The following is a 14,166-nucleotide window of genomic DNA, read 5'->3' on the forward strand; positions in this document are numbered from 1 at the left end:
GAGGAGAGAAACCACATGTCTACGATCTCAACAACCGATTACCGCAGTGTCTATCATTTCTCACCAAAAGAAAAGTGGATGAATGATCCCAACGGGATGGTGTATTTCCAAGGCGAGTACCACTTGTTCTATCAATATCATCCGTATGGTAACACTTGGGGCCCCATGCATTGGGGACACGCTGTGACCAAGGATCTGTATACCTGGGAAGAGCTTCCTGTAGCTCTGGCGCCGGATGAGCATGGCATGATCTTTTCGGGCAGTGCTGTGGTGGATTGGAACAATACGTCCGGTTTCTTTGACGAGGAGCCGGGCCTGGTCGCCATTTTCACTCATCATATGGAAGTGCCAAACGATCAGCCAGTGCAGCGGCAGAGCATCGCGTACAGCAAGGACAAGGGCCGGACATGGAACAAATACGAGGGAAATCCGGTACTGCAGCATGAAGCGTTCATAGATTTTCGCGATCCGAAGGTGTTCTGGCATGAACAGACCAAGGCGTGGGTCATGATTATTGCCTGCGGTCAGACCGTATGTCTGTACCGCTCACCCAATCTGAAGGATTGGACTTTTGCGAGTGAATTTGGTGCAGGGATTGGTTCACACGACGGTGTGTGGGAGTGTCCTGACCTTTTCCCACTGGCAGTGGATGAGGACAAACAGCAGGAAAAATGGGTCATGCTGGTCAGCATTGGTGCTGATCCAGCGTTCAAGGAAGGGTCCCGGACGCAATATTTTATCGGGAATTTCAATGGCTCGACTTTTGCCCCCGATGAAGATTCCCTCACTGTGCGCTGGCTTGACCACGGCCGTGACAACTATGCGGGAGTCAGTTGGTCCGACATTCCGGCAGAAGACGGCAGGCGGCTGTTTATGGGATGGATGAGCAATTGGATGTACGCCAATCAAACGCCTACCGAAGGTTACCGCGGCGTCATGACCATTCCTAGGGAACTGCGCCTGGAAACGATAAATGAGAAGATTACATTAGTACAGTGTCCCGCTCGTGAACTGGAGCAAGCCCGAACGCCAAAGCTGTCTCTGTACAATGTGAATGCAAAAGAGGCGCAGGCTTATCTCGGCACACTTGAATTAGAGAGTTATGAAGTGGATGCTATATGGGCTTCGGAGCAGCCTGTTGAATTTATATTGAGATGTAGTGAAAAGGAGCAAACGGTCATTGGTCTGGACGCCAGCAAACAAGTGGTTTACGTTGATCGCAGCCAGTCAGGTATCGCCGATTTCCACGAACATTTTCAAGGACGTCATACAGCAAACATTCAACCACGGAATCGAGAGCAGCACCTGCGTATTTATGTGGACGCTTCATCGGTCGAGGTATTCGCCAATGATGGTCAGGCCGTCATTACCGACCTGATCTATCCGGCTGCGGAGGCGAAAGGAATTTCAATGGCTTGCGTTCATGATGACCTAATCTTCTCATCTCTCCAAATCTACGAATTGTGTGGAGGAAGGTAGATCATGCGTATAGGTGCGATTGAAGCCGGCGGAACCAAATTTGTATGCGGAATAGGGAATACACAAGGGCACATAGAAGATTGGTGCAGTTTCCCAACAGAACACCCAGAGATCACACTCGTTAAGGTTATCGAATATTTTCGAGGTCAAGGAGTGGCTGCGATCGGCATTGGTTCTTTCGGCCCGATCGATCTGCAGGAGGCAAGCCCAATGCACCCGAACAGCTGCAAAATATCGATCAATATATCGTTCCGCCAGGTTTGGTGCAGCATGCAGGCTTATACGGCGCACTTGCTCTAGGCATCGAAGCATTGGACCATACTGAACAAAATTAAAAACGCGAGGCCGTTAATGCTAAGAGGGATTAACGGTTCTTTGTCCTGCATTGATGATATGAATCAAGAACGATTTAACTTTGGGAAATTCAGGATGATAAACAGGATGGGTCTTAGTATAATAGGTACAGACGGATTTGGAGGAGGTGGTTGTATGAGCGAGAGCGATATTAGCGATATTAGTGCCGCAATCTTGATTTTCAAACTAGAAATGAAAGGGAGATGCTCTCATGAGTTACAACCCCGAAATTCCAAGAAACCGATACGACAATTATGGTGATCACGAATGGACACGTCTTGAAAAAGATGGACAAGGCGAACTCCTATATCAGGTCCACCTGGACATTTTGAAGCGTTATGTTAAATCTGCGGACAGAGTTCTAGAGATTGGTGCGGGATCAGGAAGATATACTAAAGATCTTGCAGTCATGTGTGCTGAATTAACCGCTGCTGACTTATCCAGTCATCAGATCGAATTTAACAAATCCAAAATGCGCGAGCTATCCCTTATTCACAGAATCAAGGCATACCATGTTTTGGATGTGCTGGACATGAGTGTTTTTGAGGATTCTTCATTCGACTGCATTGTATGTATAGGCGGTGTAATCAATTATCTTCTCGACAAAGAGAAGGATGGAATTCAAGAAATGTTAAGAGTTCTCAAACCGAATGGCACATTAATTGTGGGTTCCATGAGCTTCATCGGTGCTTCACTGTACTATCTTGACGGCATCCGATATGAAAAAAAACAGTTCGGTCTTGAAGCTTCAAGGTGGATTATGGATACAGGTGTACAGGATGAGGAGCATTATCCCGTTCCGAGCAAACATTACATTCATATGATGAGAAGCAGTGAACTGGACGCTTTATTTGCTGCGTTCCCGGTTAGTGTTCAAGAGAGAAGCTCTGCCGGATTATACACACAAGCGGGAGATGCTGCTTTGGAGAATGCCCGAAGGGATCGAGAATTTTGGAAGCTGATTGTTGAAAAAGAAATCGAGTTCACCAAATTACCCGGCACTCTTGATGCTGGCATGAATATCATTTATGTTGTACAAAAGCTGTAAGTGATGCTGGTTCAGCACTGCTTAAGCAAGAAGCTTGTCTGTGAAAATAAGCAGGAGACACCTGTTGAATCAGGACCACCCGTTGGACGGGTGGTCCTGATTTTATTCCTAGATATAACAAGGTATATTAACTATCCGTATCGAATACCAGTAAAGTGATTGTCTTATTTCCCAAGATCGACTATCTGGTCTGGGTTTCTGCAGCGCATGCAGCTTCTCAGCACGAAGTAAGACGATTCACATTATAAAGGGATGTTTCTGGTCTGATTATCCTTTTATGAAAAAATGCGAAGGGATGGATCTATATGAAAACTAAACTACTATTGAATATGAATACAAACGAATTGCAAAAATCGAAATGGTGCGAAAGCGAGGAACGAATAAATGAAATTGGTATTACAGGATTTAAGGAAGAGTTTTGGTGAGAAAAAGGTATTAACCGATATAAATTTTCAATTTGAAAAAGGCAAGATTTACGGACTGCTTGGGCGAAATGGCGCCGGCAAAACAACATTATTTAATTGTTTGGGTGGCGAAATTCCAGCGGATCACGGCATGATGAAACTGGTCAGCGAATCGACATCACGTAATTTAGAGATGGATGATGTGGGATACGTATATTCGCTGCCGATGTTACCGGAGTTTCTGACGGGATATGAGTTTGTGCGTTTTTTCACTGAAGTTAATGCAGATGTAATCGAAGGGCGAGGCAGCGATATGGAAGCCTTATTTGATATGATGCATATTGCGCAGGATGACCGGCATAAACTCATCAAGCATTATTCGCACGGCATGAAAAATAAAATTCAAATGCTGCTGTTTTTACTCATCAAACCTGCTGTGATCCTGCTGGACGAACCTATGACTTCCTTTGACGTCATCGTTGCCAGCGAGATGAAACAACTGCTGCGTAATTTGAAAAAGGATCATATTCTCATTTTTTCGACCCATATCCTACAATTGGCAGCGGATTTGTGTGATGAGTTAATACTTTTAAATCACGGGAATTTGACTCGGATTTCATCTGAAATTCTCACTGAGCCCGACTTTGAAGAACAGATTATCGAGTTATTGCGCAGGGAAAGCGAACTTGATACCGGGAAGGAGAATGCCGATGCAGGGAATCTTTAATACGATCTCTCGTATGCGGCAGCTGCAGGTGATTACGCGGGTCAACCGTTTCATATATTTCATGCAAAGGATACCAGCCTTAGGCACGCTAATTCATGATCAAACGTATGCTGCTTTCCGGACGAAACGCACATTAGGTGCAGCAGCAGTCATTGTCATGTTTGGCGCTGGTGTGCTAGAAAGCTTGCTCTACTTCTGCGGTTTACTTGCGCTGCCCATATTTTTATGGACAGAAGAGCAGCATACCGGGCGATTCGCACTTCTTCTTCATATGTATTTTTGCATTAGTGGGGTAATGGGAGGCGTAACTAGTGCAAAAGTGTTGGAGTCAAGCAAAATGAAGTACACTGCTGTTCGACTTATGCGAATCGTTCCAACCCGATTTATGCGGGCGGTGCTGTTCCACCGCTATACCACATTTTTCTTGTATCAGGGGATTGCTTTTATCCTGATATGCGTATTTTTTAACTTTTCAATTCTTCATGCTTTACTTGCGGTGGCCACCATGACGTTATGGCGAGTACTGTGCGAGTTTTTTCATTTGGCTGTATTTCAACGGAAGGGCATTATTCTTGTACAGAAAACATGGCTTATGAGTTTGGTCATGCTGCTTACACTGACTGCTGCTTATCTTCCCTTAACCCCCTGGAGCATTCCTTTGGTTGGAGCTGTAATATTGGAGCAGCGATGGCTGGCTGTATTGATCTTGTTCTGCGGGACTGTCGCTGGCTATGTCTTGTTCAAACATACGGATTATGCAGCCGCAGTGCGCGCGGTAACAAACTATGCTGATCCATTGTTAAACCCAGAAATTATGATAGCTGATCTTCAACGAAAAATGATCCAGTCCAATGACAACGATCTGAGCGGACCTTCCTCTCTTCAACTTCAAGTCAGTGAACGGGCATCGTTAGACAAAAAGGGATATGAACAAATGCACGAGTTGTTCGTTAAAAGACACAATAATCTCTTGCGAGCACCGTTCCGCAGACGTTTAATCGCGATTATGATCATTGGTTTGCTGCTGTCGATCTCGACACTAATGTTCAAAGATCATCTTTCGCTGGATTCAATGGAAAGGTTCATTCCTTTATTAGTTCTGGCTATGTTGAATCTAACGGTAGGCAGCCAAATCTGTAAGATATTATTCTTCCATTGCGACATGCCGCTTATGCGCTATGGATTTTATCGCAAGAATGCGAAACAGCATTTCCTTTTGAGATTGAGAAGTGTATTCAGCATGAATCTAAAATTAGGGTTGTGTTTCGCATCTGTAATAAGTGTGTCTATACTCATATTAACTGAGGGACGGAATATAGATTCACTTCTTGCTATCTGGATTTTGATTATTACGCTGGCGGTTTTCTTTTCTCTGCATCATCTATTATTGTACTATGTGCTTCAGCCCTACACGGCGGAGTTGGAAACCAGCAATCCTCTTTTTACTATCGCGAATAGTCTGATCTCATTAAGCATGGTTATAGCGATATTCGTAGGACCTGCACTCTGGGTATTCACTGCTGCTCTGGCTGTATTGACTGCAGCCTATTTCTTTAGTGCTGCACCTCTTATAAGCAAATATGCTCCAAACCATTTTAGAGTAAAATGAGGGAATCATGCTGGATCAGCGATCTTTGTAGAATGATGTTCGTCTGAACGGATTATAGGTATCCTCCCTTTTTGAAAAGAAGGGAGGATTTTATACGTTTATGTATGGAGGGGTCCTTTTGAAAATTAAACAGGTATTTGAATATGATATGAATGGCGAATTGGAAACAGCGCTGCAGGATTTATTAACCAACTGTTTTCCACAGATCTACCCGGAAGACAGAATTTATTTTAAACAACTGCCTCATTTTAGATTTCTTGCATTCAATGAAGAAAATCAGCTTGTCGGCCAGGTTGGTTTAGATTACAGAGTGATGAATCTAGATGGAGAACCCGTAAAAGTACTAGGTGTCATTGATTTATGTGTTTCACCAAACTCTCGGTCTGAAGGAATAGGTAGTTCATTATTATCAGAAGTTGATCAATTCTCTCAAGGAAGGGATGTTGATTTCATACTATTGTTTGCAGATGATAAGACTTTGTATAAGAAAAAGGGGTATACATCCGTAGAAAACAAGTGTACTTGGTTAAAAGTGGATAACGAATCGCACATTTCAAAAGGAGTCGGCTGCGAATCCCTAAAAGAATTAATGGTAAAGAATGTTGGTAAGAAACAATGGGGACAAGGTAATTTAGATTTATTAGGTTATTTATATTGAGCTGAAATGTTCAAAAATCAACGCCCCTTGTGTTAATTCTAGATAAGGTCATAATCCATTATATCGCAAACATTACATTTGACATGAGAGAGGCGAATGCGATGCTCGAACTGGAGTTTAGGACGATAAAGAAGTGGGATGAAGTTTTATGGGCACAAATAGAGCGGATCTATCATGAGGCTTTTCCAAGCGGTGCCAAGACAAAAGTGATTCTGCGCAGCATGCTCGAAAGGCAGATCGGCTGCTTACACATCGGCGTGCATCATGGAGGAGCTGTTGCGATGGCTGTTACTGGGCTGGGAGGCAAAGATAAGGACCGCATGATGATGATTGATTATCTCGCGGTTGAGCAGAAACTACGCGGATCAGGTATAGGGACCTGGATGCTGGAACAGCTCAAAGCCTGGGCGTTAAGGGAGCACGGGATAACAGGCGTGATTATCGAGGTGGAGTCCGGGTCAACGGATGCTCATCAGGAACGTATTCAGTTCTGGCAGCGCAGCGGGTTTATCCTGACCTCTTATGTTCATCAATACAGAATGGTGCCAGAGCCGTATCAGGCCATGATGCTGCCGCTGGATGGAAGTGCATATGTGCGTGATGATGGCGAAGCGCTGTTTCGTTATATCAATGCTTTTCATAAGATTGCCTACCGAAAAAGTTAGATATCCATTTCGGCAGCGACAGGAGTTTGCAATTCAAGTCTTCACTCTGGTGGCAAAAATCTTTAACAATGATTATTGGTAGGTTATAATACAATCAACAGATGCATTATCCAACAATAAAGTGAAATACAGAGAAATGACAAGAATTTAAAAAATAGAATTATTGACCTCAGGGTGGTTATATGATCTGAGGTTTTTTATTATTATGGGGGAACAATATGGACTACGACTCACGAAAGAAAGCTTTGTTTGAAACAAAACGATTCCGGAACGAGACCACAGCAGCGGGATGTCGTCATACCGTTGCGCTTAAATCTGACGGGACAGTAGCAGCTGTAGGTGATAACAAATGCGGTCAATGTGAGGTAAGCGATTGGTCCCATATCATATCGGTTGCTGCCGGTAATGTGCATATGGCTGCGAACACGGGGAATGCGCATACCGTTGGCCTGAAATCGAATGGTACTGTATTAGCCGCAGGTTGGAATAAACATGACCAATGCAATGTGAGCGAATGGCGCGATGTTGTGGCAGTTGCAGCAGGCTGGTGTCGTACAGTTGGTGTTAAATCAGATGGCACGGTGGTCGCTGTAGGGCGAAACAATGAAGGCGAATGTAACGTGAGCAGCTGGCATGATGTTACTGCAGTCGCGACGGGTGACTGGCATACCGTCGGACTGAAATCAGACGGGACAGTAACGGCAGCCGGTAACAATAAATATAACCAATGCAGCGTAAGCGGCTGGAGCGACATGTTGGCTGTGGCGGCGGGGTATCTTCATACTGTTGGGCTGAGATCGGATGGCACGGTAATAGCTGTCGGTAGAAACAAGGATGGTGTGTGTGACGTAAACAGCTGGCACGATATAGTGGCCGTTGCAGCGGGGAGTTATCATACCGTTGGTCTTAAGTCTGACGGTACAGTGGTTGCGGCAGGTTCGAATAAGTATCATCAATGCGATGTAAGCGGATGGCACGGAATCAGGGCTGTGTCGGCAGGATGTGCTCATACGATTGGCTTGAAATCGGATGGCTCGGTGGTTGCGGTGGGTAACAATGATTATGAACAATGCAACGTGAGTGGATGGAGCAGCATCCAGCAATATACTACCCTAATGAAAAAGCACAACTAAAATCATATTACTGCATTCATAATAAAATGAAGTGAGTGTAGTGCTCAGAACTTACACGCAGTCATCAAAAAAAATGGTACCCGCTTTCACGCGGGTACCATTTTTATAAGGATCAATTATGCATTACCTGCCGGAAATGTCGTGCTGCAGGTTTTCATGTTCCTCCAGCAGTCGTTTCAGCTTTTGGCGCTGCCGTTTTTCCTTCTGACGGCGCTCTCTGTCCTCGGCCTGTAGAGCCCTAAGCAAGGAGACACACATACCGATTAGAACAACCGCAAAAGGCAGTGCCGCCACAATAGAGGCCGTTTGAAGGCCATTCAATCCGCCGCTGATCAGCAGTACGACCGCGATAGAAGACTGCAGAATTCCCCAGGTTAATTTCACTCTTGCACTCGGGTCCAGTTTTCCATCTGTAGTCAGCATACCCAGCACAAAGGTAGCCGAATCAGCCGATGTAATAAAGAAGATCATAATCAGGAGTGTAGTGACGAACGATATGATCGTACCCAAAGGCAGCTGGTCCAACATCAGGAATAGAGCACTTGTCGTATCTTCCTTAACGGCCTCCGCCAGATGGGCCGCATTGAACAATTCCATGTGAAGTCCTGTCCCGCCAAAGACAGAGAACCACACAAACCCGAAGAAGCTTGGAATCACCATGACGTAAATGACGAACTCTTTTATCGATCTTCCTCTGGATACCCTTGCGATAAAAGTTCCAACAAAGGGAGCCCACGCGATCCACCATGCCCAATAAAATAACGTCCACGCTCCGATCCAGGTTTCTCTTGAGAACGGCGTCAGTCTCAAACTCATGTTAATAATATTCTGCATGTAACTGCCCAAGGTTGTCGTGAAGGTGTCAAATATAAAAGAAGTCGGTCCAGTCACCAACACAAAAATCATTAACAGTACAGCTATAAGAATGTTAGTGTTACTCAAAATCTTGATCCCTTTATCAAGCCCTGAGGTTGCCGAGATTAAGAACAATACCGTTACTATTGCAATAATGACAACCTGCGACATGGTCGAGTTGGGAATACCGAACAAGTGATTCAGACCGCCACCGATCTGAAGTGCACCCAATCCAAGGGAAGTTGCAACACCAAAGATGGTAGAAATGACCGCCAGAATATCAATGGCTTTGCCAAGCCAGCCTGCAGCAAGACGCTCACCGATCAGAGGGATAAAGGTGGAACTGATCAGACCTTTGTACCCTTTCCGGAACTGGAAGTAAGCAAGCGCCAAGCCAATTACGGTATAGATCGCCCAAGGATGCAGTCCCCAGTGGAAAAAAGAATAACGCATGGAAAGTCTCGCTGCCTGCGTGGTTTCAGGTGCTGCTCCCTCCGGTGCAGACAGATAGTGGGATAGCGGTTCAGCAACACCCCAGAAAACCAGTCCTATCCCCATACCCGCGCTAAACAGCATGGACAGCCAGGAAATTGTAGAATACTCCGGTTCATCATCGTCATCACCCAGTCTAATACTGCCAAAACGGCTGAATGCCAGATAGAAAGCAAAGATCAGGAAGAACAGTGTAGCTAACAAGTAAAACCAGCCAAAATTCTGAATAGAGAAGTTGTAGGCAACGTTAGCTGCGTCCGCCAGCTGATCAGGAGCGACGGCTCCCCATATTGCAAAGAGCGCAACGATGATAATTGAGATTATGAATACCATGAAGTGACCTCCGTTATGTAAGCTTCAGCTAACTGTTCTTAGTATGTTCAAGTCCAGCTTGTTATATTTCAGAGAGCCAGCTGTTGATAAATTAAAACAAACCGCCGTGTAATGAAACACTGGTCGGTTTGTTTTATCTTAACAGAATAATATTTTTATCGCGAACCGCCCCTTGTGAATAGGACTTCAATGAAGACATTAATTCGTTTCTGAATCGCTGCTTTCGATATGAAATTGATCCGAAGACGATTTGAGCTGGTCGGCAAGGTTGGCAAGCTGCCCCGAGATACCTGATAGTTCATTGGCCGAACGCTGCTGCTCTACAGCACTGGCAGAAACTTCTTCGGACATGGCTGAAGTTTCCTCGGTTGCGGAAGCAATATAACTTAGATGCTGCTCCACCTCTTGGCGAATGGATTGCATATGAATTGTCCGATTTTCCAAACGTTGAGCAAGCTCATTGACTTCAGAAGATAAATGGCTGACTTGTTTGAAACTTTGAAGACATGCAGCGATCTGTTCTTCCTGCTCCTTGGCAGCCAGCATATTTGAATCCAGATGTGTACCCATATGATGAATTTCTTGAACAAATGAGCTCAGAATTTCGTCAATCTCCTGAATCGAACGTTCAGATTCCTGAGCCAGATGTCCCATCTCATTAGCAACAACTCCAAAACCTTTACCCGCTTCACCTACACGGGCTGCTTCAATCGAAGCATTTAACGATAAAATTTGAGTTTGCTTTAAAATGTTGTGGATCTGTCCACTGATGGAAGAAGCAAGTTCCGAACGTGTCGTCAGCGACTTGGAAATATTCTGTTGATCTTCAACAAGTTTGGCATTCTCACGGCCCTTATCCAGAAGCATCTCATGCTGGCGTGTCACTTGCACCTGCAATTCAGACAGCTGTTCGGAAGTGTGGGTGAACTGTTCCACATAAGAACCTACTTCATTCATGATAATGCCCAGATTTTCAGAATGCTGGACGGAGCGTTCTGTCTCTTCAGCTTGTTTCATGGAACCTATGGCAATTTCTTCGATTGCTCTGGAAAGCTCTTCAGACTGACGCTGGTTTCTCAGAGACGTCTCGGCAATATTTTTCGAAGATTGCTGGAGCGTAGAGGAGCCTTGCTGTATTCCCTTCATAATGTTTGTTATTTGCATAACCATAGTATTAATGAGGTTACTGATGTCCCCGAGTTGATCGTTTGTCATCCGAGTAGATACAACTTGGAGATTACCGGAAGCGACCTGTTCCAGGCTTACCTTGATCTCCGATACTTGTCGAAGGATACCCCTTACCACAAGCAGCATGATGAGGAACGATAGAATTAAAACCACTGCAAAAATCGGGATAACTTTGCCATACGTATGATTCAACGTTATTGCTGAAACACGTTCAACTTCTGCTGCAGACTGGTCCATGCCCAAATAACCAATAATTGTTCCTTGCGAATCTTTAATTGGTGTAAAAGAGGACATCAGCTTTCCCCAGACAGGATCTTCGACAATGCCGGTCGTCACAACTTCACCGCTTACCAAACGTTCTAGCGTTTGAGGGTTCAGCTCAAATGCAGTGCCGTAGGGACTGTATTCCGCATCGCCCCAATCCGCGCCATCCACGGTGTAGACCCATCCATTCGGTGTTTTATTATACATATAAACATAAAGAGCCCCCGATTGAAGGCGAGCCTTAACAAGCTGTTCTCTAAGTGTCTTGTATTCGGAGCTTTCCTCCGAAGCTGAAGTGTATAATGAGTTAATTAACGCTGATTCCTTACCCATCTCAGAAGCGATATTCACTGCAAGCTTCTGGTTGTTATGCTGCATTGTCATCAAGGATGAATTTTCACTGGAGTAATTCGTTGCCCATAGAATCAGGCCGCCCATAGCAAGCAGTGGGACAAGGATGATCGAATATAGTTTTAACCTTAAATCCATTCTTTTGCTGCGCTTTTGTTTCACGTTCTGTTCCCCCTTGGAAGTAAATAAAACAATATGGCTATGTGTATAGCTCCATACTCTTTATCGTAAAAATGAAGAGGGAAATGTAGACTGATTCATAATTTAGTTGCATCTGCTCATGTTTTTAGAAGAATAAATACTGCATAATAGAATGAAGCGTATCTTCCCCTATAGGGCGAGGTACAACATTTGGAGCAAACATGGATCGGGGTGGTATATCGTGTTAAGGCAGGAAGCAATAAAGATCATCATCGAAAATGATATCACTAAACTAGCTAGAGATGAACGTGAAGCCATGTTATTGAATTCTTGGGGAATCGGTGAAGATGACCCGGAATTTCATTTTTTTTCGAAGTCTTTGCAGGATGAACTGCTGAGTTCAGATGTACCAACAAAGGATATAATGGACGTTCGTTACAACGAATTGTTATTTAAGGTGTCCGAAGGCAGTTTCTATGGAAAACCTAACGAATATTTATCTAAACTTGTCTCAGAAATAGCAGGAAGCAGTATTGAAGTCGAAGGCCGCGTGGAGAAATTATTAGCTTGTCCTTGTTGTAACTACGAAACCTTGGAACAACGAGGAGAATATGATATTTGTCCCGTTTGTTTCTGGGAGGATGACGGTAACAATGATCCAAGCAGGTACAGCGGACCTAATCACATGACATTGTCAGAAGGCAGGAGTAATTACGAAAAGTACGGAGCATGCTCCGAAAGAGAAGCTGATTTGGTAAGTTCTAATCGATATGAAATCTATAAAAAAGCTGATTAAAATTTCTATGGATTTTCGGGAAGAAGAAAGCAGCTGATCGAGGTGATCGGCTGCTCTGTTTACGGTTTTTGCAAGGTGATATTGTTTCGATATTGGACGATTGTTTCGATATTAATATTCTTTATCCCTTTCAGGTATTTATCAAAAAAAGCAGCTGACAGTTCATTAATGCGGGTCTGTACCTGTCTTGGTTCGGCTCCACTTGCCGGCAGTAATGGAGAGAATAGATAAAAGTCCGTGAAACTCATATGATTGGCATGGTCAAAGAGGACGAAGTAGGAATCCGTTCCCGCAGCTGCTTTTTTACGTCTTTCCTGGGACTCAGCCCAAAATCGCTGATAATGTTCCCGGTCATGCCCGGAAGCTTCAACGGCTTGATCCAGAGATTGCGCAAACCATCCATCGTCGATGCTCTGCACAGCATTCATCTGCAAATACGGTTTATCAAAACCTCGTTCAGGGACCGGGTCACCATAAAGGACCCCATCCATATTCAGAGCCGCCTGAATCCGTGCATCCTTCATCAGCATTTGAGCTGCCGCCGCACCTCCGAACGAATGACCCAATACCCCGACTTGATTCATATCCACTTTTCCCGATAGAAAACCTGAATTTGCATCAGAAGACATGGCCTCGATATGATCGAGAACAAATTTGGTGTCATCGACCCAATAATTCATTTTTGATGCATAATCTTCAAAGCCCGATAAACTTTCCAATTGGAGTAGAGCGATCGTTTGATCAGGGTATATAACGGCTGCCGCATCGTAAGGATGGTCAATGCCCACTACGATATACCCCTGACTTGCCAGCTCTTCCACTTGAAATGTGTTTTGGTTACGAAAACCGGTTAAACCCGGAGAAAACAATAACAATGGAAAACGTTCTTGCGCAGATGATATTTTGGCTTCCGTATGAGCATGGGTTTTTACATATCGAAGTTGAGAAAGTAAAAAAGGCGGCAAAGACATGGCTTCCCGAATTCCGGATAACACGACAGGCACATTCTCGATATAATCTGCGTTTGGCAACCCAGAAGAAGTTTCGGCAGGGTACCAGATCTGCACCATGAGCTTCCGACGATCATCGGGGTCGTCCGTTGCTGGCTCACCTCTCGATACGTCTTCCATGAAGAGTGTAGACGTCCCTACTGGAAAAGGCCCCGTCGGTTCTGAGAAGGCAAAGACCGGCAAAATGGTTGGCAGGAGAGCGGAAGCGCCAATATAGATCGTCAGGAGCAGAACAACTGCACCTTTTTTCAACCACGCTCTTGATTTTGATAAAGATGATTTTGATGTGGGTTGTCCTGATTTTTGAGCCCTATACGACTGGAAAGCTATTAAACCGATAACTAAAGCTGAGCCGTATAGAGCAGTATTTTGCCAGCGATAGCCTTCAAATTGGATTTGGATTCCTGTACATATGATCGAAATCCCGGCACCTATTGTTTGCCATTGGGCCTTTTTGGGGAGCGGCAGGAATACGCAACCGAAGAGCAAAATCATATTTACAATCAACAGCAGCATTTCAATATTTCGCATGAATCCTCCTAGAACATGTATTGTAATATAAAGAGTACCGCACATAACTGTAAAGATCCTGAAGCCAATCTTACATTATCCTTACAATTGAATTGCAGGAAACCCCAACCGATAATAAACATGTATAG

General features: G+C 44.5%; 11 protein-coding genes and 1 pseudogene. 9 read left to right on the forward strand and 3 right to left on the reverse strand.

Translation table 11 applies throughout. The features are described from left to right. Nucleotides 1-15: 15 nt before the first annotated feature. From MKY97_RS14970 to MKY97_RS15005, 8 genes and pseudogenes are all read left to right on the forward strand, one after another. Nucleotides 16-1,479 (forward strand): glycoside hydrolase family 32 protein, encoded by a 1,464-nt coding sequence (locus tag MKY97_RS14970; protein WP_342556180.1) that lies wholly within the window; start codon nt 16-18, stop codon nt 1,477-1,479. A gap of 3 nt (nt 1,480-1,482) precedes the next feature. Continuing rightward, a pseudogene (locus MKY97_RS14975) lies at nt 1,483-1,695 on the forward strand (ROK family protein); the annotation flags it as partial. Between the two features lie 349 nt (nt 1,696-2,044). Then, on the forward strand, nt 2,045-2,881 hold the full coding sequence (locus MKY97_RS14980; protein ID WP_342556181.1) for a class I SAM-dependent methyltransferase: 837 nt from the start codon (nt 2,045-2,047) through the stop codon (nt 2,879-2,881). 384 nt (nt 2,882-3,265) lie between these two features. Continuing rightward, complete coding sequence (locus MKY97_RS14985) at nt 3,266-4,012, forward strand: ABC transporter ATP-binding protein (RefSeq protein ID WP_342556182.1); 747 nt, start codon at nt 3,266-3,268, stop codon at nt 4,010-4,012. After that, entirely contained in the window at nt 3,996-5,621 is a 1,626-nt protein-coding gene (locus tag MKY97_RS14990) for a hypothetical protein (RefSeq protein WP_342556183.1), read from the forward strand. The genes MKY97_RS14985 and MKY97_RS14990 overlap by 17 nt, the downstream gene beginning before the upstream one ends. A gap of 118 nt (nt 5,622-5,739) precedes the next feature. Next, nucleotides 5,740-6,279, forward strand: coding sequence for a GNAT family N-acetyltransferase (locus MKY97_RS14995; protein WP_342556184.1), 540 nt, complete (start codon nt 5,740-5,742; stop codon nt 6,277-6,279). 101 nt (nt 6,280-6,380) lie between these two features. Beyond that, nucleotides 6,381-6,944: a GNAT family N-acetyltransferase gene (locus tag MKY97_RS15000; RefSeq protein ID WP_342551168.1), complete on the forward strand. Its 564-nt coding sequence runs from the start codon at nt 6,381-6,383 to the stop codon at nt 6,942-6,944. A gap of 218 nt (nt 6,945-7,162) precedes the next feature. Further along, a complete protein-coding gene (locus MKY97_RS15005; protein ID WP_342551169.1) occupies nt 7,163-8,077 on the forward strand; it encodes a chromosome condensation regulator in 915 nt (304 codons plus the stop codon). Nucleotides 8,078-8,200: 123 nt separating this feature from the next. On the opposite strand, the gene MKY97_RS15010 is transcribed toward MKY97_RS15005, so the two are convergent. Both MKY97_RS15010 and MKY97_RS15015 read right to left on the reverse strand, forming a co-directional pair. Further along, on the reverse strand, nt 8,201-9,757 hold the full coding sequence (locus tag MKY97_RS15010; protein ID WP_342551170.1) for a BCCT family transporter: 1,557 nt from the start codon (nt 9,755-9,757) through the stop codon (nt 8,201-8,203). Nucleotides 9,758-9,955: 198 nt separating this feature from the next. Then, a complete protein-coding gene (locus MKY97_RS15015) occupies nt 9,956-11,722 on the reverse strand; it encodes a methyl-accepting chemotaxis protein (RefSeq protein ID WP_342551171.1) in 1,767 nt (588 codons plus the stop codon). Nucleotides 11,723-11,942: 220 nt separating this feature from the next. Between MKY97_RS15015 and MKY97_RS15020 the strand changes: the two genes are divergently transcribed. Next, the gene (locus MKY97_RS15020) at nt 11,943-12,497 is read left to right on the forward strand and encodes a CPCC family cysteine-rich protein (protein ID WP_342551172.1); all 555 of its coding nucleotides are present in this window, start codon (nt 11,943-11,945) and stop codon (nt 12,495-12,497) included. Nucleotides 12,498-12,556: 59 nt separating this feature from the next. Here MKY97_RS15020 and MKY97_RS15025 read toward each other — a convergent pair whose 3' ends face one another. Continuing rightward, on the reverse strand, nt 12,557-14,038 hold the full coding sequence (locus MKY97_RS15025) for an acetylhydrolase (protein ID WP_342551173.1): 1,482 nt from the start codon (nt 14,036-14,038) through the stop codon (nt 12,557-12,559). Nucleotides 14,039-14,166 lie beyond the last annotated feature (128 nt).

Origin of the sequence: Paenibacillus sp. FSL R7-0652, from assembly GCF_038595045.1 — a bacterium.
In the GTDB taxonomy this organism is placed as follows: Bacteria; Bacillota; Bacilli; order Paenibacillales; family Paenibacillaceae; genus Paenibacillus.